This is a genomic window from Xylophilus sp. Leaf220 (assembly GCF_001421705.1).
Lineage (GTDB): Bacteria > Pseudomonadota > Gammaproteobacteria > Burkholderiales > Burkholderiaceae_C > Xylophilus.
In genome coordinates this window covers 291,830-313,256 of record NZ_LMKO01000023.1, presented here as the reverse complement: position 1 = coordinate 313,256, position 21,427 = coordinate 291,830, and the positions used below count along the sequence as shown (strand labels likewise).

Annotated in this window: 23 protein-coding genes; 6 read left to right on the top strand and 17 right to left on the bottom strand. The window is 71.5% G+C overall.

Annotation, left to right across the window (positions count from 1 at the left end):
- Positions 1-87: 87 nt before the first annotated feature.
- The 4 genes from ASE76_RS15285 to ASE76_RS15270 are packed head-to-tail and all read right to left on the bottom strand — an operon-like array spanning position 88 to position 3,735.
- Positions 88-756: a membrane integrity-associated transporter subunit PqiC gene (locus tag ASE76_RS15285; RefSeq protein WP_236698476.1), complete on the bottom strand. Its 669-nt coding sequence runs from the start codon at positions 754-756 to the stop codon at positions 88-90.
- Entirely contained in the window at positions 753-2,396 is a 1,644-nt protein-coding gene (locus ASE76_RS15280) for an intermembrane transport protein PqiB (protein WP_055841202.1), read from the bottom strand. Before ASE76_RS15280 ends, ASE76_RS15285 begins: the two co-directional genes overlap by 4 nt.
- Complete coding sequence (locus tag ASE76_RS15275; protein WP_055841199.1) at positions 2,393-3,100, bottom strand: paraquat-inducible protein A; 708 nt, start codon at positions 3,098-3,100, stop codon at positions 2,393-2,395. The genes ASE76_RS15280 and ASE76_RS15275 overlap by 4 nt, the downstream gene beginning before the upstream one ends.
- Positions 3,097-3,735: a paraquat-inducible protein A gene (locus ASE76_RS15270; RefSeq protein WP_055841197.1), complete on the bottom strand. Its 639-nt coding sequence runs from the start codon at positions 3,733-3,735 to the stop codon at positions 3,097-3,099. The genes ASE76_RS15275 and ASE76_RS15270 overlap by 4 nt, the downstream gene beginning before the upstream one ends.
- Before the next feature lie 195 nt (positions 3,736-3,930).
- On the opposite strand from ASE76_RS15270, the gene ASE76_RS15265 reads away from it, so the two are divergent.
- Positions 3,931-4,470, top strand: a complete 540-nt coding sequence (locus tag ASE76_RS15265; protein ID WP_055841444.1) for an ankyrin repeat domain-containing protein — start codon at positions 3,931-3,933, stop codon at positions 4,468-4,470.
- Here ASE76_RS15265 and ASE76_RS15260 read toward each other — a convergent pair.
- Complete coding sequence (locus ASE76_RS15260) at positions 4,467-4,925, bottom strand: bifunctional diaminohydroxyphosphoribosylaminopyrimidine deaminase/5-amino-6-(5-phosphoribosylamino)uracil reductase RibD (RefSeq protein WP_055841195.1); 459 nt, start codon at positions 4,923-4,925, stop codon at positions 4,467-4,469. The genes ASE76_RS15265 and ASE76_RS15260 overlap by 4 nt on opposite strands.
- A 98-nt stretch (positions 4,926-5,023) precedes the next feature.
- Here ASE76_RS15260 and ASE76_RS15255 point away from each other — a divergent pair, with 98 nt between their 5' ends.
- Positions 5,024-6,301, top strand: coding sequence for an Hsp70 family protein (locus ASE76_RS15255; RefSeq protein WP_055841193.1), 1,278 nt, complete (start codon positions 5,024-5,026; stop codon positions 6,299-6,301).
- Here ASE76_RS15255 and ASE76_RS15250 read toward each other — a convergent pair.
- From ASE76_RS15250 to rsmI, 6 genes are all read right to left on the bottom strand, one after another.
- A complete protein-coding gene (locus tag ASE76_RS15250) occupies positions 6,298-6,708 on the bottom strand; it encodes a hypothetical protein (RefSeq protein WP_055841191.1) in 411 nt (136 codons plus the stop codon). The genes ASE76_RS15255 and ASE76_RS15250 overlap by 4 nt on opposite strands.
- Positions 6,705-7,052 (bottom strand): DUF6172 family protein, encoded by a 348-nt coding sequence (locus ASE76_RS15245; RefSeq protein ID WP_055841190.1) that lies wholly within the window; start codon positions 7,050-7,052, stop codon positions 6,705-6,707. The genes ASE76_RS15250 and ASE76_RS15245 overlap by 4 nt, the downstream gene beginning before the upstream one ends.
- A gap of 105 nt (positions 7,053-7,157) precedes the next feature.
- On the bottom strand, positions 7,158-8,726 hold the full coding sequence (locus ASE76_RS15240) for a TolC family protein (protein WP_055841441.1): 1,569 nt from the start codon (positions 8,724-8,726) through the stop codon (positions 7,158-7,160).
- A gap of 31 nt (positions 8,727-8,757) precedes the next feature.
- Complete coding sequence (locus ASE76_RS15235; protein ID WP_082448607.1) at positions 8,758-10,788, bottom strand: MacB family efflux pump subunit; 2,031 nt, start codon at positions 10,786-10,788, stop codon at positions 8,758-8,760.
- Positions 10,789-10,801: 13 nt separating this feature from the next.
- Positions 10,802-12,022, bottom strand: a complete 1,221-nt coding sequence (locus tag ASE76_RS15230) for an efflux RND transporter periplasmic adaptor subunit (protein WP_055841188.1) — start codon at positions 12,020-12,022, stop codon at positions 10,802-10,804.
- Between the two features lie 134 nt (positions 12,023-12,156).
- Positions 12,157-13,137, bottom strand: a complete 981-nt coding sequence (rsmI, locus tag ASE76_RS15225; protein WP_055841185.1) for a 16S rRNA (cytidine(1402)-2'-O)-methyltransferase — start codon at positions 13,135-13,137, stop codon at positions 12,157-12,159.
- On the opposite strand from rsmI, the gene ASE76_RS15220 reads away from it, so the two are divergent.
- The 3 genes from ASE76_RS15220 to ASE76_RS15210 all read left to right on the top strand — a co-directional run bounded on the left by ASE76_RS15220 (position 13,137) and on the right by ASE76_RS15210 (position 15,031).
- Positions 13,137-13,577: a YraN family protein gene (locus ASE76_RS15220; RefSeq protein ID WP_055841182.1), complete on the top strand. Its 441-nt coding sequence runs from the start codon at positions 13,137-13,139 to the stop codon at positions 13,575-13,577. The two genes, rsmI and ASE76_RS15220, sit on opposite strands and share 1 nt — an antisense overlap.
- Positions 13,578-13,670: 93 nt before the next feature.
- Complete coding sequence (locus ASE76_RS15215) at positions 13,671-14,270, top strand: SIS domain-containing protein (RefSeq protein ID WP_055841180.1); 600 nt, start codon at positions 13,671-13,673, stop codon at positions 14,268-14,270.
- A complete protein-coding gene (locus tag ASE76_RS15210; RefSeq protein WP_082448605.1) occupies positions 14,267-15,031 on the top strand; it encodes a BON domain-containing protein in 765 nt (254 codons plus the stop codon). Before ASE76_RS15215 ends, ASE76_RS15210 begins: the two co-directional genes overlap by 4 nt.
- 331 nt (positions 15,032-15,362) lie before the next feature.
- Here the strand turns inward: ASE76_RS15210 and ASE76_RS15205 are convergent, their stop codons facing one another.
- From ASE76_RS15205 to ASE76_RS15190, 4 genes are all read right to left on the bottom strand, one after another.
- The gene (locus tag ASE76_RS15205; RefSeq protein ID WP_055841177.1) at positions 15,363-16,265 is read right to left on the bottom strand and encodes an NAD(P)-dependent oxidoreductase; all 903 of its coding nucleotides are present in this window, start codon (positions 16,263-16,265) and stop codon (positions 15,363-15,365) included.
- A gap of 338 nt (positions 16,266-16,603) precedes the next feature.
- On the bottom strand, positions 16,604-17,740 hold the full coding sequence (locus tag ASE76_RS15200) for a PilT/PilU family type 4a pilus ATPase (RefSeq protein WP_055841174.1): 1,137 nt from the start codon (positions 17,738-17,740) through the stop codon (positions 16,604-16,606).
- A gap of 31 nt (positions 17,741-17,771) precedes the next feature.
- Positions 17,772-18,401: a cyclic nucleotide-binding domain-containing protein gene (locus ASE76_RS15195; protein ID WP_055841170.1), complete on the bottom strand. Its 630-nt coding sequence runs from the start codon at positions 18,399-18,401 to the stop codon at positions 17,772-17,774.
- 83 nt (positions 18,402-18,484) lie between these two features.
- Complete coding sequence (locus ASE76_RS15190) at positions 18,485-19,528, bottom strand: type IV pilus twitching motility protein PilT (RefSeq protein ID WP_055841167.1); 1,044 nt, start codon at positions 19,526-19,528, stop codon at positions 18,485-18,487.
- Positions 19,529-19,568: 40 nt separating this feature from the next.
- On the opposite strand from ASE76_RS15190, the gene ASE76_RS15185 reads away from it, so the two are divergent.
- A complete protein-coding gene (locus ASE76_RS15185) occupies positions 19,569-20,267 on the top strand; it encodes a YggS family pyridoxal phosphate-dependent enzyme (RefSeq protein WP_055841165.1) in 699 nt (232 codons plus the stop codon).
- A 16-nt stretch (positions 20,268-20,283) separates the two neighbouring features.
- On the opposite strand, the gene ASE76_RS15180 is transcribed toward ASE76_RS15185, so the two are convergent.
- A complete protein-coding gene (locus ASE76_RS15180) occupies positions 20,284-21,009 on the bottom strand; it encodes an LrgB family protein (protein ID WP_055841162.1) in 726 nt (241 codons plus the stop codon).
- Positions 21,002-21,394 (bottom strand): CidA/LrgA family protein, encoded by a 393-nt coding sequence (locus ASE76_RS15175; protein ID WP_055841158.1) that lies wholly within the window; start codon positions 21,392-21,394, stop codon positions 21,002-21,004. The genes ASE76_RS15180 and ASE76_RS15175 overlap by 8 nt, the downstream gene beginning before the upstream one ends.
- Positions 21,395-21,427: the final 33 nt, after the last annotated feature.

Genomic DNA, 21,427 nt, shown 5'->3' with positions numbered 1-21,427 from the left:
TTCGATCAGTGACGACCACCTGCCATGCGTGGGTCGTCACCCTTCAGTCGCAGGGAAGGCGCTTCTGCCTTCGTCACCCCTGCACTGTCAGGACATGCCGCCCGGCGCAGGGCAGCGCAGCGTCCTTGCCTCACCCGCCGCCGCATCGGCCGACGCGATCGCGTCGGCGATGGTCTTGGCGAGCCGGGCGGCCACTTCTCCCGATGCCTGGGCCAGCGCGGCCATGCCGGCGCCCGCCGCCACCGACGTGTCGAGCCGGCAGTCGAGCTGCTGCGGCGTGCCCGCGCGGCGCAGCGTCCAGGTGAAGGCGCCGTCGACCCGTTCGCCCTCGACCGCGTCGAACCGGGCCACCTGCACCGCGATGCGCCACGGGCGCAGGCCGGCGGCGGCCGGCGTCTTGCTGGCATCGATCGCGCCCAGGCGCGTGGCGATGCCCGACGACAGGGCGTCCCGCAGTTCCTTCTCGAACGATGCCGACCAGCGGTGCTGCTCCAGCACCTGGACCTCCGGGCTTGCGGCCGAGGTGCGCACCACCATCTGCGGCCGCGCCAGCCGTTCGGGCACGCCGACCGGCAGCACCTCGATGGCCATCGTGGGCGCGGCCTGCGGAGCCGCGGCCGGCGCGGTGCGCAGGGCCGCAGGGTCGGCCAGCGTGTAGTAGCGGTCGGGCTGACCGGCGCAGCCGGCGGCCAGGGCGCAGGCGGCCAGGGCCAGGCCCCATGCGGGGAGGCGGGACGGGATGGATGCAGGCTTCACTTCTTGTCCTCAGGCTTGCCGCGCAAAAGCGATTCGGGATGGCGTTCCAGATAGTCGGTCAGCACCCGCACCGAGGTGGCCGTGCGCGACAGCTCCTGCAGCGTCTGACGCAGGTCGGCCTGCAGCGGTGCGTCGGACGCCAGCATCTGGTTGGCGCTGTCGATGGTCTTGCGGGCATCCTTCAGCGCGGCGGTGATCTCGGGCGACACGTCGTTGTTGAGCGTGCGCGTCAGCGTCTCGGCACCGACCAGGGTCTTGTCGAGCTTGGCCAGGGTGGCCCGCACGTCGCGGCCGATCTCCTCGATCGGCACCTTGTTGACCTTGCCGACGATCTCCTGCACCTGGCTCTGCAGTTCGTCCAGGCTGTTGGCCACGGTGGGCAGTTCCAGCGGCACCTTTGCCAAGTCGATCTTCGCGGCCGGCGACTTGGGGAAGAAGTCGAAGGCCACGTACAGCTGGCCGGTCAGCAGGTTGCCGTTGCGCAGCTGCGCGCGCAGGCCCTTGTCGACCAGGATGCGCAGGCGTTCCTCCTGGGTGCGCTTCGATTCGGGCGCGGTGTCGCCGTTGCGCTGCCGCAGCCGGTCGGGGTAGACCTGCACCAGCACCGGCATCCGGAAATCGCGCTCGGTCCGGGAGAACTCGGCACCGATCGACTTCACCTCGCCGATGACCACGCCGCGGAAATCGACCGCGGCGCCGGGCTGCAGCCCGCGCAGCGACTGGTTGAAGTACAGCAGCAGGGTCTGGGCCGGGCCGTCGGGCTTCTTCATCGCGGTGGTCTCGTCGCCGGCCAGGCCGAAGGTGGTGTTCTCGGACGCCACCGGGCCGCCGCCCTCCTCGGGCGCGCCGAAGGCGATGCCGCCCAGCAGGATCGAGGCGAACGACTGGGTGCGCAGCGTCACACCCGACGAACTGAGCTGCATGTCGATGCCGCTCGCGTGCCAGAACCGGGTGTTGGCGCCGACGAAGTTGTCGTAGGGCGCGTTCACGAAGATGCGGATGGTGACGCCGCGGCCGTCGGGGTTCAGCTCGTACGAGGCCACCTGGCCCACCCGGATGTGCCGGAAGTAGATCGGCGCGCCGATGTCCAGCGAGCCGATGTCGGCCGCGCTCAGCACGAACTGCTTGCCCGAAGCGTCGCGGGTCACGATCGGCGGCACCTCCAGGCCCACGAAGGAACTGACGGTGTTCTCCGCCGTGCCCGGGTCGGCCGCGATGTAGGCGCCCGACAGCAGCGTGCCCAGCCCCGAGATGCCCGAGGTGTCGAGCCGCGGCCGCACCACCCAGAAGCGGGTGTCCTCGGTGGTGAAGCCGCTGGCGTCCTCGCCCAGCTGCAGCACCACCCGCACCTTGGAGCGGTCGCGGTCCAGGCGTAGGCTCTGCACCACGCCGATCTGCACGTTCTTGTAGCGCACCGCCGTCTTGCCGGCCTCCAGGCCTTCTGCGGTCTTGAAGCTCACCTCGATCTCGGGGCCGCGGTTGACCAGCACCCGCGCCACCAGGGCGATGCCGACCAGCGCCGCCACCACCGGGATCAGCCAGATCAGCGAGGGCAGCCAGTTGCGGCGCCGGGTGATGCGGGGGGCGGCCGCCTCGGCGGCGATGTCGGTCGGTGGGGGTGTGTTGCCGTGGTCGGTCATGGGGTGGCGCCTTCCGGGCGCGGTGGGCCGGGCTGGAAATACCAGCTCAGTTTCGGGTCGAAGGTCAGCGATGCCAGCATGGTCAGGACCACCACCGCGCCGAAGGCGGCGATGCCCGGCCCGGCGGTGATTTCGGCGAAGCCCTGGATCCGCACCAGGCCGGCCAGCAGCGCCACCACGAACACGTCGAGCATCGACCAGCGGCCGATGAACTCGATCACATGGTAGAGCCGTGCCCGCTCGGCGCGCCGCCAGTCGCTGCGCCGCTGCGCGGTCACCAGCAGCACGATCAAGGCCACCAGCTTGAAGAGCGGCACCAGGAAGCTGGCCACGAAGATGATGGTGGCGACGCCGTAGGAGCCGCTCAGCCAGAAGAACACCACGCCGCTCATGATCGTGTCCTGCTGGGTGCCGAACAGGGAGCGGGTCACCATCACCGGCAGCAGGTTGGCCGGCAGGTACATGATGCAGGCGGCGACCAGCAGCGCCCAGGTGCGGTTCAGGCTGTCGGGCTTGGAGGTGTGCAGCCGGCTGCCGCAGCGCTGGCAGCGCTCGCCCTCGTGCGCCTCCTGCCAGACGGTGCCGCAGCGGCGGCAAGGCAGCAGGCCCAGTGCGCGGGCGGTCGGGACCTGCAGGTCCTCGTCCTGGCGGGCCAGCACGTCTTCGCCCGGCTGCCAGCGGCGCGGCGCCTGCTGCGCGGTCATGCCGCCGCTCCGCCCGACGCTTCGTCGGATTCGAGCGTGCGGGACAGGTCCCAGAAGCCGCGCGGATCGAAGGACAGCACCATCGTCATCAGCACCGTCAGCGCCACGAAACCCCAGAGCGCCGGCCCCGGCAGCACCGTGGCCAGGCCCGACAGCTTGACCAGCGCCACCAGCACGCCCAGCAGGAACACCTCGACCATGCCCCACGGCCGCAGGGTCTGCAGCGTCTGCACGATGGGCACGAAGCCCGCCGGCCGGCGGCCCCGCGCCAGCGGCACCAGCAGCCACACCAGGGACAGCATCTGCAGCAGCGGGAACACCAGCGTGGTCAGCAGCACCAGCGACGCGACCAGCCACTGGCCCTCGGTCGCCAGCGCCAGCACCGCGCCGGTCAGGGTGGTGCGGCTGCGCAGGCCGCGCAGCTCGATCTCGACGATGGGGAACACGTTGGCGACCACGAACATCGCCAGGCTCGCCAGCGTCAGCGGCAGCAGCCGGTGGCTCTGCTCGCCCGAAGGCCGGGCCAGTTCGCCGCCGCAGCGGGAGCAGCGCGCCACCTCGCGCGGACGCAGCGCCGTGCGGCGGTACACCGCATCGCAGCTTTCGCAGGCGATGACGTGGGGTGCTTCGATCATGGGCGGCAGCGGCGTCTGGGGGTGAGGCCGTGGTGCGGCCCGGTGGGCGCGAACCATTTCGCGCCGCCGCGAGTATCGCTCCGCCCCGCGAATGCCGTGTCACCGCTGTCCGATGCCCCCTGCAATGGAAACTCACACCGGCGGCGCGCGCCGATGGCCCAATGGCAGCACCGCCCCGCCCTCGAGACACGCACCATGCATCCCACACCCGACACCGCAGCGCCCGCCGTCACTACCGCGACCGAGCAGGACATGCTCGACTTCGCCCACAAGATGTTCGACTACGCCCGCACCGGCGACGCCGAGGGCCTGCAGCCGATGCTCGAGCGCGGCCTGCCGCCCAACATGGGCAACCACAAGGGCGACACGCTGCTGATGCTGGCCAGCTACCACGGCCACCTGGACGCCACCCGGCTGCTGCTGCAGCACGGCGCCGATCCCGACCGGGCCAACGACATGGCCCAGACGCCGCTGGCCGGCGCCGCCTTCAAGGGCAACCTGCCGATGGCCGAGCTGCTGCTGGAACACGGCGCGAAGGCCGAGTTCGCGCCGCCCGGCGGCAAGACGGCGCTGATGTTCGCCGCCATGTTCAACCGCACCGCGATCGTCGACCTGCTGCTGGCCCGGGGGGCATCGCCGGCCACCCGCAGCAGCGACGGGCTCACCGCGCTCGACCTGGCCCGCACCATGGGCGCGGCCGACACCGCGGCACAACTCGAGCGGCTCGGCGCCTAGCCCTGCGGCGCGCCGTTCTCCGGCAGCGCCAGATACGGCGACAGGTCGCGCACCGCCTCTGCCTCCAGCAGGCCCACCGTCACCTCCACGCCCGCTTCCCGCAGGATCGCGATCCCCCGGCCGCTGTTGCGCGCATCCGGGTCGAGCATCGCCACGAACACCCGGCGCACGCCCCGGGCCACCAGCGTCCTCGCGCACGACGGGGTGCGGCCGTGGAAGGCACACGGCTCCAGGGTGACGAAGGCGGTCACGTCGCCGAGCGGGCCGTCCACCTGCTGCAGCGCCAGCGCCTCGGCATGCGGATGGCCCGGCGGCTGGGTGAAGCCGCGCGCAATGATCGCGCCGTCCCGCACCAGCACGCAGCCCACCGGCGGATTGGGCAGGCAGGCGGGCAGGGCGCGGCGGCCTTCGGCGAGGGCGGCCCGCATGTGGTCGGCGGCGGTGATGTCGTCCATGGTCGGCAGTGGGAGGGGTGGCAGGCAGGTGGGCGGCCAAGGGTAGCAGCGCCACCGCTGCGGGTACCATCGGCGGCTTTTTGCCAGGATTCACGCGCATGACCGCCCCACCCTCCGCCGGCTGCCTGGGCATCGACTTCGGCACCTCCAATTCGGCCGTCGCCTACCGTGCCGCGGGCGGCGCCTCCCTGCTGCTGGCGATGGAGGGCACCGCCACCGCGCTGCCCACGACGCTCTTCTTCAACGCCGAAGACCGCCGCACCCACTACGGCCGCGACGCGCTGGCCCAGTACCTGGCCGGCACCGAGGGCCGGCTGATGCGCTCGCTCAAGAGCCTGCTGGGCAGCAGCCTGCTGCAGGAGACCACCTCCATCAACGGCGAGGCGATGAGCTTCCAGGACGTGATCTCGCTCTTCCTGCGCGAACTCTCCGACCGGGCGACCACCGTGCTGGGCACCCGGCCGCGCCAGGTGGTGCTCGGCCGGCCGGTGCATTTCGTCGACGACGACCCGGCGCGCGACGCGCAGGCCCAGGCCTCGCTGCAGCAGGCGGCCGAGGACGCGGGCTTCGAGGACATCGCGTTCCAGCTGGAGCCGATCGCCGCCGCGCTCGACTACGAACGCCGCGTCGCCCGGGAATCGCTGGTGCTGATCGCCGACATCGGCGGCGGCACCTCCGACTTCACCGTGGTGCGCCTGGGCCCCGACCGCATGGCCCGTGCCGACCGCACCGACGACGTGCTGGCCACCACCGGCGTGCACATCGGCGGCACCGACTTCGACCGACGCCTGAGCCTCGACGAGGTGATGCCGCTGCTGGGCCTGCACCACATCGGCCCCAGCGGCCGCGAGGTGCCCAACGCCACCTTTTTCGACCTGGCGACCTGGCACCTGATCCAGTGGCTGTACGCGCCGCAGTCGATCCGCAAGGTGGCCGAGCTGCGCCGCGACTTCGCCGACCCGGTGCTGCACGCCCGGCTGGTGCGGGTGCTGGAGCAGCGCGACGGCCACCGCCTGGCCACCGCGGTGGAAGAGGCCAAGATCGCCAGCGCCACGGCGACGGGCGCGGTGCCGATCGACCTGGATTTCGTGGAGCGGGGCCTGTCGGCGTCGCTGAGCGCCGGCGCGGTGGCCCGCCACCTGCGGCCGCTGCTGGAGAGCGTGGGCGACTGCGCCTCCGACTGCCTGCGCCGCGCCGGCCTGCCGCGCGCGCCGGATGCGATCTACCTCACCGGCGGCTCGTCGGCACTGGCGCCGTTCCAGCAGATGCTGCGGCGGCGTTTCCCCGAGACGCCGCTGGTCGAGGGCGACCGCTTCGGCGGCGTCGCGGCCGGCCTGGCCTATGCCGGCGGCGTGCAGCTGCGGCAGGGCGGCTAGGAAACGTTCAGGCCCATGCCGGCCAGCACGGTGCGCAGGCCGGCGGTGACCGGGCCGCGGCCTTCGAAGGCTTCGACCCGGCGGGCGAAGTCGGAGCCCTCGGCGATGCTGCTGCGCGGCACCTTCTTGGCGGGCAGCGAGTCGGGGTACAGGCCCTCGGCGGGCTGCAGACGCAGGCGCAGGCCCAGCGTCTCGATCAGGCCGCGGGCGAACAGCTCGGCCAGCTGGTCGTCGGTCACGTAGCCGGAATGCTCGGGCGCCTCGGCACCGCGGCGGCTGTGCACGATCTCGTAGCAGCCGGCGTGCTCGCCCTGCTTCTCGGCGAACGGGTGCATCGCGAACGTCTGCGGCTCGGCGGTCTTCTTGCCCTTGTAGGTGTGGGCGACGGTGATGGCGGCGAGCATCATGCGCGGGACGTCGGGTCGCCGCCGTCGAGTTCCGCGGCCAGCACGTCGCCCCCGGCCGGAGCGCGGGGGTTGCGGTTGGCCGGGCGGGCCAGCACCTCGACGTAGACGTCCTTGCGGCCCTGCTGCACCAGCGCGTCGATGCGCTCGGTGAGGGCGGCCAGGTGCACCTGCTCGGCGTCGTCGGCGGTGGCACCCACGCGGCAGTCGAAATCCCAGAAGTCGGCACCGGCCGGCAGCGGCTTGCGGCGCTCGCGCTGCACGTACTTGCGGATCTCGTGCTTGGTCGCTTCCAGCACCCGGTCGGGGTGCTTGCCGGGGGTCTCCAGCGCAAATGTCTTTCTCATGCCAATCCTTCCCAGCGCTGCGGCGGCGCCTGCGGCCGCCGGATGCGCAAACGCGCGATTATGAGGCTTTCGTGCCTGCAGCCGGCATCCCTTGCCGGCATGTTGCTATTGAATTGGTAGCGCGGGGTTGACCGCCGGTCCGCCTATCGATTGGAACAGCGTCGCATGGTTGCCCAGGCGGTTGAGCCGGTTGTCGGCCACCGCGATCTCGGCGTTGCGGCGCTTTTCCTGCGCATCGAGCCAGGGCTTGAGGGCGACCGAGCCGGCGCGGTAGCGGATCTCGTAGAGCCGCTCGGCCCGCTGCGCTTCGGCCAGCGATTCGGCCAGCAGCGCAGCCTGCGCCTCGAACTGCTGGCGGGCCGACAGCGCGTTGTCCACGTCGGCCAGTGACTGGTAGACGCTCTGGCGGAACAGCGTCACCGCCTCCTCGTACTGGGTCTGCGACACCTGGATCGACAGGCTGCGCTGCGTCGCCTGCAGGAAGGGCAGGCTGATACCGGCGCCCAGGCTGGCGACCGGGTTCTGCAGCAGGCTGAGCAGCGCGTTGCTCGAGGTGCCCAGCGCGCCGGTGAGGGTCAGCGCCGGGTAGAAGGTGGCGCGGGTGGCGTCGACGTTCTTCAGGCTGCTGCGCAGGCGCAGCTCGGCCGCGCGGACGTCGGGCCGGCGGGCGATCAGGTCGGCGGGCAGGCCGGCCTCGACCGCCGGCAGCGGCCCGGCGGGCAGCACCGTGGGCTCGCGCCAGTCCAGCACCGCCTCCGCTCCGGCGGGAGCGCCCAGCGTGGGCAGGCCGGGCACCGGCGGCACCTCGCCGACCGGGGCGCCGCCGACGGTCAGCCGGCCGTCGAACAGCAGGCCGAGCGAATTGAGCGCCTGCACCCGCTGCTGGCGCAGCTGGGTCTGGCTGGCACGCTGCGAGGCCAGCGTCTGCCGCGCCTCGGCCAGCTCCAGGCCCGAGATCGCGCCGGCGGCGTACTGCGCCTGCACCAGCGCCACGGTGCGCTCGGCATAGGCGATGCTCTGCGCGGCCAGGGCCAGCCGCTGGTTGGCATAGGCCACCTGCCAGTAGAGCGTGGCGGTGGTGCCGGCCAGGGCCTGGGCGGCGGATTCGCGGTCCTGCACCGTCGCCAGGGCTTCCCAGCGGGCGGCGTCGCGGGCGCTGCCCAGGCGGTTCCACAGGTCGACCTCGTAGCTGGCGCCCAGGCTCGACGACGCCGAGCGCACCGAGCCGTTGCCGCGGTTGCTGTTGCCCAGCCCGCGCGATGCGCTGGCGCCGACGTTGCCGCTGAGCTGCGGCACCAGCGGCACCGCCGCCAGTCCCGCGTTGAGCTGCGCCCGCCGCACCCGGATCGCGGTGGCGGCCAGGTCGTTGTTGTAGCGCTGGGCCTGCGCCACCAGCGCGTCGAGCGCCGGATCGCCGAACGCCGTCCACCAGTCCACCGCGACGGCGGCCGCCGGCAGGGCGCGCACGTCCGGCGGGTTGTCGGCGGAGGCCGGGGCCCGCGACCCAGCGGCGGCGGGCGCCTGCACCACGCCGGTTCCGGTCTCGCGCCACTGCGGAGCCAAGCGCAGATCGGGCGCGGCATAGCGGTCGGCGCCCGGCGTGCCGCAGCCGGCCAGCAGCGCGGCGGCCAGCGCGGTGGACACCAGGGAGAGAGTCCGTCGGCCTGTGCTCATGTCGTGTCGTTCCATTCGTTCAGGCACCTCGTCAGTCCCGTGCCAATGCGTCCACCGGGTCCAGGCGTGCCGCATTGCGCGCCGGCAGGAAGCCGAACACCACGCCGATCAGCGTCGAGCAGACGAAGGCCGCCACCATCGAGCCGGTCGAATACACCAGCTGGAAATCCCCGCCCACGCCGGCGACCACCTGGCCGATGGTCAGCGCCAGGGCGATGCCCAGCACGCCGCCCAGCAGGCAGACCAGCACCGCCTCGATCAGGAACTGCTGCTGGATGTCGCCCTGCCGCGCGCCGACGGCCATGCGCACCCCGATCTCGCGGGTCCGCTCGGTCACCGAGACCAGCATGATGTTCATCACGCCGATGCCGCCCACGATCAGCGAGATCACCGCGATCGAGGCGATCAGCAGCGTCAGCGTCTTGGTGGTGGCCTCGATCGTCTGGCGGATGCTGTCGGTGTTGAGCACGTAGAAGTCCTTGCGGCCGTGGCGCTGCAGCAGCAGCGCGTTGATGCCGGCCTCGGCCGCGGTGGTGGGCGCGTCGTCGCGCACCCGCACGGTGATGCTGCGCAGGTAGTTCTGGTTGACGATCCGGCTCATCGCGGTGGTGTAGGGCACGAAGACGTTCAGCGCCTCGGTATTGCCGAAGGCCGATTCGCTCTTGGCCGCCACGCCGATCACCCGCACCGGCACGCTGCCCAGGAGGATCACCTCGCCCACCGGGTCGGGCGTGTTGGGGAACAGGGTCTTCCTGGTGTTGTCGTCGATCACCGCCACCTGCTCGCGCCGCTGCACGTTGTCGGCCCCGAACGGGTTGCCCTGCGCGATGGTGACGCCCTTCACCCGGAAGTACTGCTCGCCCGCGCCCAGCACGGTGACCGATGCCTCGATGTTGCGGTAGCGCCCGGTGACCGAACTGCTGAGCGTGGGCGTGACGCTGTCCACGTAGCCCTGCCGCGCCAGCGCGTCGGCGTCGGCCGGCACCAGGCTGCGCACCCGCGCCGAGCGGGGGTCGCCGAAGCCGGTGCCCGAGAACACCTCGATCGTGTTGGTGCCGATCGAGCTGATGTTCTTCAGCACCTGCAGCCGCGAGCCCTCGCCGATCGCCACCACCGCCACCACCGAGGCGATGCCGATGATGATGCCCAGCATCGTCAGAAAGGTGCGCAGCCGGTGCGCGTTCATCGCCAGCAGCGCCATGCCGAAGGCTTCGGTGAACCGGTCGCGCAGCGCTGCCAGGCCGCCGGCCGCGGCGGGGCGCGGTGGCAGTTGCGGCGGCGCGGGCCGGTCCACCACGCCCTGCATCCGGCCGGTGGGCCGGTCGCCGATGATCTCGCCGTCGCGGATCTCGATGATCCGCTCGGCATGCTCGGCCACCGCCATGTCGTGGGTCACGATGATGATCGTGTGGCCCTCGGCATGCAGCTCCTGCAGGATCTTCATCACCTCCTCGCCGCTGCCGGTGTCGAGCGCGCCGGTGGGCTCGTCGGCCAGGATCACGCTGCCGCCGTTCATCAGCGCCCGCGCGATCGAGACCCGCTGCTGCTGCCCGCCCGAGAGCTGCCCCGGCCGGTAGCCGACCCGCTCGGCCAGGCCCAGCCGGCCGAGCAGGGCGGCGGCCCGGTCGTGGCGCGCCTCCGACGGCGTACCGGCGTACACCGCCGGCACCTCGACGTTGCCGCGCGCGGTCAGGTCCGACAGCAGGTGGTAGCGCTGGAAGATGAAGCCGAAGTGCTCGCGGCGCAGGGCCGCCAGCTCGTCGGGCGCCAGTTGGCCGGTCTCGCGGCCCAGCACCCGGTAGCTGCCGCCGCTCGGCCGGTCGAGGCAGCCCAGGATGTTCATCAGCGTCGACTTGCCCGAGCCCGACTGGCCGACGATCGCGACCATCTCGCCGGCGTGGATCGCCAGGTCGATGTCTTTGAGCACCGCGACGGTGGTCTCGCCGGCGGGGAATTCGCGGCGCAGCTTCTGCAAATCGAGCAGCGGGGCGTCGGTGCGGCGCGCGCCCGCGCTGCGGTCGAAGGCGGGCGGAGCCGCCGTCAGGGGGAGGGCCTGGTTCATCGCGCCGGGCCCGTCACAGCCGCATCGGCGGGCGGCGGCCGCCCGGCATGCCGGCACCGGTGCCCGGCGCGCCGGCCTCGCCCAGCACCACCTTGTCGCCGGCCGCCAGGCCCTCGGTCACCTGGGCGTTGACGTTGTTGTTCATGCCGACCTTGATCTTGCGCGGCTGGGCGGTGCCGTCGGCGTCCAGCACCCGCACGGTGTAGCTGCCGTCGCGCTCGCGCTTACCGAGCGCGGACGACGGGATCGCCACCGCGCCCTTGGCCTCGGCCCGCACGATCGAGACCTGCGCGGTCATCGAGATGCGCAGCTTGCCGTCGGGGTTGGGCACGTCGAACAAACCGTTGTAGTAGATGGCGGTGGTCGAAGTGCTGGTGCTGCTGCTGGCCGAGGACGAGGTGGTGTCGGTCAGGATCGAGTCGGGTGCCGGCTCCACCGTGCGCAGCTTCGCGTCGTAGCGGCGGTCGGGCTCGCCCAGGATGGTGAAGTACACCGGCTGGCCGGCCTGCACCTTGACCACGTCGGCCTCCGATATCTGCGACTTGATGGTGACGGTGTCGAGCTGCGCCACCTTGATGATCGTGGGCGTGGTCTGGTTGGCGTTGACCGTCTGGCCCTGCTGTGCGACCAGGGCCACCACCACGCCGTCGATCGGCGACGCGATCTTGGTGTAGCCCAGATTGACCTGCGCCGTCTCGGCGGTGATGGAGGCCTGGCGGATCTGCGCCTGGAGCGCGCCGATGTTGGCGCGGGTGGTGTTGCGCGTCGCCTCGGCCGCCTCGAAGTCCTGGCGCGAGCCGGCATCGGCGTCGAGCAATTCCTTCTGGCGCTTGTAGCTCAGCTCGGCCTGGATCAGCGCCACCTGCTGCGCGGCCAGCTGCGCCCGCACGTTCTCGAGCCCCGCCTGGGCGTTGCGCAGGTTGTTCTGCTGGGTGGTGGAGTCGATCTCGGCCACCGGCTGGCCCTTCTTGACCGTGTCGCCCAGCTTGACGTGCAGGATCTTGATCTGGCCCGAGACCTGGGCGCCGACGCTCACCTGCTTGAACGCCTGCACCGTGCCGGTGGCCAGCACCGCGTCTTCCAGGTCCATCGTGGTGGCGGTGGCGGTGACGAACTGCGCGGGCTTGGGGGCCGAGAAGTAGAAGTGCCGGATGGCGGCGGCGACGGCCACGACGACGACGGCCGCCGCGGCATAGCGCAGGATTCTGGAGGTGCGGGAGGAGCGTGTTGCCATGGGGGGAGTGTCGGGTCCAATTTCTGCCCGGAGTTTTAGCCTGTGCGAAGCTGGGGTAAAGGCGGTGACCGGCGTGCACCGGCCGCCGCTGACGGCCGGCGTCTGGAGGGCGCACCGGGCGCCGGCCGGCGGTGTCAGGCGGCCGGGGTGTCCGGCGCCGCCTCGGCGTCGCCACCGTCGCCGCTGTCCGCCTGCCGCTTCAGCGCCAGTGCCGCGTCGTAGAGGGTGTTGCGCGGCGCGCCGGTGATCTCGGCGGCGATGCGCACCGCGGTCTTCACCGGCAGCTCGGCCACCAGCAGCCGCAGCGTGCGGGCATCGCCCTGCGACAGGGCGCCGGCCTCCGCCGCCACCGACGGCGCAGGGTGCAGCACCACCACGAACTCGCCGCGGGTGCGCTGCGGCCCGGCCGCCAGCCAGGCGGCGGCCCCGGCGGCGGGCACTGTGGCGATCTCCTCGAACTGCTTGGTCAATTCGCGGGCGAAGGTGACCGGCCGCTCGCCCAGCACTGCCAGGGCGCGCGCCATCTCCTCGATGCGGTGCGGCGCCTCCAGCAACACCACGGCGCGCGGCTGGGCGCCGAGGCCGGCGACCGCGGTGGCGCGCTCGCCGGCCTTGGTCGGCAGGAAGCCCGCGAAGAGAAAGCCGCCGTCGTCGTGGCCCTGCGCCACCACCGCGGCGGCGCTGAGGGCGGTCGTCACGCTGCTGGCGCCGGGCAGCGGCACCACCGCCGCGCCGGCAGCCCGTACCGCGGCGACCAGGCGGGCGCCGGGGTCGCTCACGGCGGGCGTGCCGGCGTCGCTGACATAGGCGATGCGCTCGCCGGCCTGCAGGCGGGCCAGCACCGCCTGCGCGGCCTCGGCCTCGTTGTGCTGGTGCACCGCCAGCAGCTGGGCGCCGCGCCGCTCGATGCCGTAGGCGCGCAGCATCTGCTGGGTGTGGCGTGTGTCCTCGCAGGCCACCGCGTCCACCATCTCCAGCACGTGCAGCGCCCGCAGGGTGATGTCGGCCAGGTTGCCGATGGGCGTGGCCACGATGTAGAGGGTGCCCCGCGGATAATGCTGCCCGCCCGCGGCTTCGCGCGCGGCGGACAGGGCAGGGACGAAAGAGGCGCTCAATGGGATTCCTTGAAAAACGGCGCGGTGCGGGCGCGGCGCCGGCACCCGCGGGCACTGCCGGCGGCACCGCCACTCCGACTACCACCAAGGCCGCGGGCGACGCGGCCGAAGACCGGGCGCTGGCGCATCTGCAGGCGGCGGGCCTGCGCCTGGTGAGCCGCAATTATCGAACGCCCGGCCGCGGCGGCGGCGAGATCGACCTGGTGATGCGCGACCGGGACGGCACGCTGGTCTTCGTCGAGGTGCGTCAGCGCAAGGGCACGGGCCACGGCGGCGCGGCCGCCAGCATCGGCGCCACCAAGCGCAGGCGCATCGTCTTCGCGGCGCGCCATTACCTGATGCGGCTCGGCGCGCCGCCGCCCTGCCGGTTCGACGCGGTGCTGGTCGAGGCCGGCGTCGTCACCTGGCTGCGGGCCGCCTTCGACGCCGACGGCGCCTGAGCGGCGGGGCGGGCGCGGCGGTGCCGCGCAGGCAACCGCTTGGTACATCTGGCGCGGTGCCGCGTAAAAACCCGCCGGTATCATCCACGCTCCATGCTCGAGCAACGTATCCAGACCGCCTTCATCGAAAGCGCAGACCTCAAGTACCAGTCGGCCCAGACGCTGGGCCCGCCGATCGCGGCGGCCGTGCAGGCGATGGCGGTCAGCGTCACCAGCGGCGGCAAGGTGCTGGCCTGCGGCACCGGCGCCTCGGCCGCGCTGGCCCAGGTGTTCGCCGCGGCCTTCGTATGCGGCTTCGAGCGCGACCGGCCCGAACTGGGCGCGATCGCACTCACCACCGACGGCACCCTGCTGGCCCCGCCCGGCGCCGAGCCCGACGCGGTGCCGGTCTTCTCCCGCCAGGTGCGGGCGCTGGGCCACGCGGGCGACGTGCTGCTGGCCGTCTCCCCGGGCGGCAACTGCGCCAGCATGGTGGCCGCGATCGACGCGGCGCACGAGCGCGAGATGGTCGTGGTGGCGCTCACCGGCCGCCACGGCGGCCGCATGGCCGGCATGCTGCGCGAGACCGACATCCACATCTGCGTGCAGCACGACCGTGCGGCGCGCGTCTTCGAGGTCCATGCCCTGGCCCTCCACTGCATCTGCGACGGCGTGGATGCGCAACTTCTCGGCGAACAGGAGATTCCGATATGACCCCACCAGCAAACATCCGCAGCGCCCGCGCGCTGCGCCTCGGCTGTGCGGCGCTGGCCGCGGCCACCCTCGCCGGGCTGCTGTCCGGCTGCTTCCCGCTGGCCGTGGGGGGCGCCGCGGTGGCGGGATTCGCCGCCGTCGACCGCCGCACCGCCGGTACCCAGATCGAGGACGAGGCGATCGAGAACCGCACCCAGCGCGCGATCTCGGCCGGGCTCAGCGGCGACCGGGTGCGGATCAACGCCACCAGCTACAACCGCCAGGTGCTGCTGACCGGTGAAGCCTCCACCGCCGACGAGCGCAGCAAGGCCGAACAGCTGGCCGCGCGGGTCGAGAACGTGCGCGCCGTCGTCAACGACATCGGCGTGATGGCGCCGGCGACGCTGTCGCAGCGCTCCAACGACACCTTCATCACCGGCAAGGTCAAGGCCAGTCTGGTGGATGCGAAGGACATCTCGGCCAGCGCGATCAAGGTCGTGACCGAGCGCGGCGTCGTCTACCTGCTCGGCCGGGTGACGGCCCGCGAAGCCAAGCGCAGCGCCGAGATCGCCCGCGGCGTGAGCGGCGTGCTGAAGGTGGTGCGGGTGTTCGAGCTGGTCAGCGAGGACGAGCTGGCCCAGATGGGCCGCCAGCAACCGCCGGCGCCGGTCACCTCGTCGGCGCCACCGGCGCCTCCACCGCCGCCTGCCGCAGCGGCCCCTGCCAACGCCGCCCCGATCACCGATGCGCCACCCGCGGTGGTGGTGACGCCGATTCGCTGAAGTGCCGGCGACGGGCCGCGCGGTGCGGGGTCCGTCGGCAAAGAACGGGTCGGCCCTGCATGCACGTTACTTGAATGAAAAAGGCCGGATGTCCGCACAGGACGCCGGCCTTCAGCTATTTATTTTGTAGCAATCGACTTCTCTGGCGCGCGACTCGGTATTGCTCCTTCTCCCTCTGGGAGAAGGCTGGGATGAGGGCCGCGCGACGTTGGCAAGCAGTGGTGGCTCTTCCAGGCGGGTTCCCTCACCCCAACCCTCTCCCCCGGGGAGAGGGAGCAAGATGCGCTGCGGCCAGTAAGACCGCCAGCTGTTGGTCGATTCCGCCGCGCGCTCAACCCAGCCGGGTGATCAGGCTCGAGGTATCCCAGCGCTTGCCGCCGGCCTGCTGCACATCCGCATAGAACTGGTCCACCAGCGCGGTCACCGGCAGGCGGGCACCGTTGCGCTTGGCTTCGTCCAGCACCAGCCCCAGGTCCTTGCGCATCCAGTCGACCGCGAAGCCGAAGTCGAACCTGCCTTCGGCCATCGTCTTGCCGCGGTTGTCCATCTGCCAGCTCTGGGCCGCGCCCTTGCCGATCACCTCCAGCACCTGCGGCATGTCGAGGCCGGCCTTCATGCCGAAGGCGATCGCCTCCGACAGGCCCTGCACCAGGCCCGCGATGCAGATCTGGTTGACCATCTTGGCCAGCTGGCCGGCGCCGCTCTCGCCCAGCAGGGTCATCGCGCGGGCGAAGGCGGCGGCCACCGGCGCGGCGGCGTCGAAGGCGGCCTGCTCGCCGCCGCACATCACCGTCAGCGCGCCGTTCTGGGCGCCGGCCTGGCCGCCGGAGACCGGGGCGTCGACGAAGCGCAGGCCGCGCTTCTGCGCTTCCGCCGACAGTTCGCGGGCCACGTCGGCCGAGGCGGTGGTGTGGTCGACGAAGACCGCGCCGGCGTCCATGCCGGCGAAGGCACCGTCGTCGCCCAGCACCACGCTGCGCAGGTCGTCGTCGTTGCCGACGCAGCAGAACACCAGGGTGGCGCCGCGCACCGCTTCGCGCGGCGTGGCGGCGTGGCGGCCGCCGAATTCGGTCACCCAGGCCTCCGCCTTGGCGGCGGTGCGGTTGTAGACGGTGACCTGGTGGCCGGCGCGCGCCAGATGCCCGGCCATCGGGCCGCCCATGACGCCGAGTCCGAGGAAGGCGACGGTCTGCGAGGGCGTGGCGGCGTAGGTCTTGTCGGCGAGAGTGGGCATGGTGGGCAGTCGGCCGCGGGGCCGGTGGTCAAAAGAAACGATGGTACGAAAAATCCGGACGTGCCTGTCCGCAGGGACTGAATGCGGTGGCGGACCCGGGAGCGCAGCGAGCGCCGCGAGGTGGTCGGGAAAGGGGAAGGACACGCAGGCGGCGGAGCGCAGCACCTGGGAAATGAGCTGCCCGCTGCAGGCGCAGGGGACGCGAAGGAGGCCTCGTCTCGTTGGTGGTTCTCGTTTGATCGACGCTTTTTCTTCCTCCGCGTCCGCTGCGCCCGCCGGCGAGGCGGTGCGTTTCGGAACACGTGCGCTACCGTATCACAGCCCCGAAAGCCCCCGTGTCAGACGATGGCGAAATGCTCGGTGCCGGAGGCCAGGTCGGTGTTCTTCGCGCGCTGGCTGTTGAGCTTGACCTGCAGCCGCAGGTCGTTGAGCGAGTCGGCGTTGCGCAGCGCATCCTCGTAGGTGATGGTGTTGCCTTCGAAGAGGTCGAACAGCGCCTGGTCGAAGGTCTGCATGCCCAGGTTGCGGCTCTTCTTCATGATCTCCTTGATCTCGGAGACCTCGCCCTTGAAGATGAGGTCGGAGATCAGCGGCGTGTTGAGCATCACCTCGACCGCGGCCGCGCGGCCCTTCAGGTCCTGCTTGGGGATCAGGCGCTGCGAGATCATCGCGCGCAGGTTCAGCGACAGGTCCATCAGCAGCTGGGCGCGGCGCTCTTCGGGGAAGAAGTTGATGATCCGGTCGAGCGCCTGGTTGGCGCTGTTGGCGTGCAGGGTGGCCAGGCACAGGTGGCCGGTCTCGGCGAAGGCGACGGCGTGCTCCATCGTCTCGCGGTCGCGAATCTCGCCCATCAGGATCACGTCGGGCGCCTGGCGCAGGGTGTTCTTCAGCGCGGCCTCCCAGCTGTCGGTGTCGATGCCCACCTCGCGCTGGGTCACCACGCAGTTCTTGTGCGGATGCACGAACTCGACCGGGTCCTCGATGGTGATGATGTGGCCGTAGGAGTTCTCGTTGCGCCAGTCGACCATCGCGGCCAGCGTGGTCGACTTGCCCGACCCGGTGGCGCCCACCAGGATGCAGAGGCCACGCTTGGACATCACCACTTCCTTCAACACCTGCGGCACACCCAGGCCGTCGACCGTCGGCAGCGCGTTGGGGATGGTCCGCAGCACCATGCCGACCTTGCCCTGCTGCACGAAGGCGTTGACCCGGAAGCGGCCGATGGTGGCCGGCGAGATCGCGAAGTTGCACTCCTTGGTGCGCTCGAACTCGGCGGCCTGCTTGTCGTTCATGATGGCGCGCGCCAGCGCCAGGGTGTGGGTGGGGCCGAGCGGCTGGGGCGACACCTTGGTCACCTTGCCGTCGATCTTGATCGCCGGCGGGAAGTCGCTGGTGATGAAGAGATCGCTGCCGCCCCGGCTGCTCATCAGCTTGAGCAGGTCGTTGATGAATTTACTGGCCTGGTCGCGTTCCATTCGGTCGTCCTAGGGGGCGCTGTGCGCCGTGCTACTTGTTGTCGCTGAGCCGCGCGCTCACCACGCGCAACCGCAACGAGAGCTTGCGTGCCAGAAGGGCGATCAGGCTGGCGGCCATTTCCGATTCCGCTGTCATCATCTCGTCCATCGCGTCGGCGCTCAGCACCGCGATCTCGCAGTCGGTGAGCGATGTGCAGGCCGAGAAGCGGATGCCGCTGTCGAGCAGCGACATCTCGCCCAGGATATCGCCGGGCCGGGTCTCGGCCAGCCGCAGCCGCTCGCCCCAGGGCTGGAGCCGGTCGACCGCGATGGTGCCCGAGAGCAGCACGATCATGAAGTTGCCGTACTCGTCCTGGCGGATCACGTCGCGGTTGGCCTGCAGGCTGGCGAACTCGAAGAAGCGCTCCATCCGGCCGACGGCGGCGGTGTCGAGCATGTTCATGTGCCGGTCCTTGGCCCACAGCTGCTGCAGCAGCTTCACGCCGCGGGCCGAGGCCAGCCGCTTGGCGCCCACCTCGACCGCCCGGGCCTCCCACGGGATCAGGCGCGACGGGTCGACGCCCTGGTCGGCGAAGGCGGTGGAGAAGAAGACCGAATCCGCCCGGTCGTCGCCGGTTTTTTGCGGGGTCTTGCTGCGCAGCAGCCCGAGAATGCCTTTCATGCCTGCTCCAAATGCGCGTTGTCTTGTGCGCGTGCGGTGGGGGAGTGTGTCGCGCTGGACTGCGGCGGGCCGCAGGCAGCGGCCTAGCCGGGGAAGTTTTCGGGGATCTTGGCCTTGGCCCGCGCCTCCGACGGCGCGATCACGTTGCGGCGCACCAGGTCGGTCAGGTTCTGGTCGAGGGTCTGCATGCCGACGCTGTTGCCGGTCTGGATCGCCGAGTACATCTGCGCGACCTTGGCCTCGCGGATCAGGTTGCGGATCGCGCTGGTGCCCAGCATGATCTCGTGGGCCGCGACCCGGCCCTGGCCGTCCTTGGTCTTGCAGAGCGTCTGCGAGATGACGGCCTGCAGCGATTCGGACAGCATCGCGCGGACCATCTCCTTCTCCTCGGCCGGGAACACGTCGATGATCCGGTCGATTGTCTTGGCGGCGCTCGAGGTGTGCAGCGTGCCGAAGACCAGGTGGCCGGTCTCGGCGGCGGTCATCGCCAGGCGGATGGTTTCCAGGTCGCGCATTTCGCCGACCAGGATCGCGTCGGGATCCTCCCGCAGGGCCGAGCGCAGCGCGGCCGAGAACGAATGGGTGTGCGGACCTACCTCGCGCTGGTTCACCAGGCACTTCTTCGATTCGTGCACGAACTCGACCGGGTCTTCCACGGTGAGGATGTGGCCGTACTCGGTTTCGTTGAGGTAGTTGACCATCGCGGCCAGCGTGGTCGACTTGCCCGAGCCGGTGGGGCCGGTGACCAGCACCAGGCCGCGCGGCTTGAGGGCCAGGTCGCCGAAGATCTTGGGCGCGTTGAGTTGCTCGAGCGTCAGGATCTTCGAGGGAATCGTCCGGAACACCGCGCCCGCGCCCCGGTTGTGGTTGAAGGCGTTGACCCGGAAGCGGGCCAGGCCCTCGATCTCGAAGGAGAAGTCGACCTCCAGGAACTCCTCGTAGGCCTTGCGCTGGCTGTCGTTCATGATGTCGTACACCATGGCGTGGACCGCCTTGTGGTCGAGCGCGTCGACGTTGATCCGCCGCACATCGCCGTGGACCCGGATCATCGGCGGCAGGTCGGCCGACAGGTGCAGGTCGGAGGCCTTGTTCTTCACGCTGAAGGCCAACAGTTGGGTGATATCCACGGGGATCCTTCGAGACTTCATTAGGGACGCTTCGGCGATTATGACAACGATTGGTAACAACATCCACAAAGTACACGACCGTATCGCTGCAGCATGCGCCGCCGCGGGCCGGCCGGCGCAGAGCGTGCGGCTACTGGCGGTATCGAAGACCTTCGGCGCCCAAGATGTGCGGGAAGCCGTCGCGGCCGGGCAACAGGCCTTCGGCGAGAACTACCTGCAGGAAGGCGTGGAGAAGGTGGAGGCGCTGGCCGGCAGCGGCATCGAATGGCACTGCATCGGCCCGGTGCAGAGCAACAAGACCCGGCTGGCCGCCACCCACTTCGACTGGGTGCATTCGGTCGACCGGCTGAAGATCGCCGAGCGGCTGTCGGCCCAGCGGCCCGAGGGCCGGCCGCCGCTCGACGTCTGCCTGCAGGTGGACATCGACGGCGGTGCCAACAAGTCGGGCGTGTCGCCGGCCGACCTTCCCGCCCTGGCGCATGCGGTCGCCGCGCTGCCCGGGCTGCGGCTGCGCGGCCTGATGACGATCCCCGAGCCGCAGGCGGACATGGCCGCGCAGCGGGCGGTGCACGCCCGCACCCGGGCGCTGTTCGATGCGCTGGTGGCCGAAGGGCTGCCGCTCGACACGCTGTCGATGGGCATGTCGGCCGACCTCGAGGCGGCGGTGGCCGAGGGCAGCACGATGGTGCGGGTGGGCACCGCGATCTTCGGCGGCCGGACGCCGCACTCGGCGCCCTGACGCGCCTGCCGGCCCGCTAGAACAGCCGGAACACCAGCGGCATCAGCAGCGACGCCAGCACCACCTGCAGGCCCAGCGCCAGGCCGGCATAGGCGCCCGCCTCGGCGTTGACCTGCATCGCGCGGGCCGCGCCGATGCCGTGCGCGGCGGTGCCCAGCGCGAAGCCGCGTGCCGTCCAGCCGGCGCCGTCGGTCGGCACGCCCAGCAGGGCGAACAGGGCCTTGCCGCTGAGCGCGCCCACCAGCCCGGTCAGCACCGCGAACACCGCCGCCAGCGCCGGCACCCCGCCGATCGCCTGCGCCACGCCCATCGCGACCGGCGCGGTGACCGACTTGGGCGCCAGCGACAGCATCACCTCGCGCGGCAGGCCGAAGGCCCAGGCCAGGGCCACCGCGCTGGCGCTGGCCGCGGCACCGCCTGCCAGCGCCGCCAGCAGCAGCCGGGCCCAGCGGGCGCGCAGCGCGGCCCGCCGCTGCCACAGCGGCCAGCCCAGCGCCACCACCGCCGGCCCCAGCAGGAAATGGATGAACTGCGCCCCCGCGAAATAGGTGGGGTAGGGCACCCGCGCCGCCAGCAGGCCCCCGGCCAGCACCAGCACGCTCCACAGCACAGGATTGGCCCAGGGCGCCTGCCCGCGCGACGCGTAGAACGCCTGGGCCAGCACGTAGACGGCGAGCGTCGCGGTCAGCCCGAACAGCGGGCTGGACGAGAGATAGAGCCACAGCTCGACGAAGTCAGCCATGCCGGCCCTCCTGCGGCGCGTCCGGCGCGGCGCCGCTGCCCTCCGCATCGCCTTTGCGCCCCGCCCGCAGCACCAGGGCCGTCACCGCGATGCCCACCCAGGTCGACACCGCGATCACCGCCAGGATGCGGGCGCCGTACGCCTCCAGCAGCCCCAGGTGCGTCATCACGCCCACGCCCACCGGCACGAAGAGCAGCGACAGGTGTGCCAGCAGGAAGTCCGCGCAGGCGCCCACCGGACCGCGCACCGCCGGATGGAACAGCGCCGCGAAGAGCAGCACCATGCCGATCACCGGCCCGGGGAACGGCAGCGCAAATGCATGCGACAGCGCCTCGCCCACCGACTGGAACACCAGCAGCCAGGCCAGCCCGGCGACCGGCTTCATCGCGCGGCTTTCGGCGCGGGCAGGGGCCGGGGG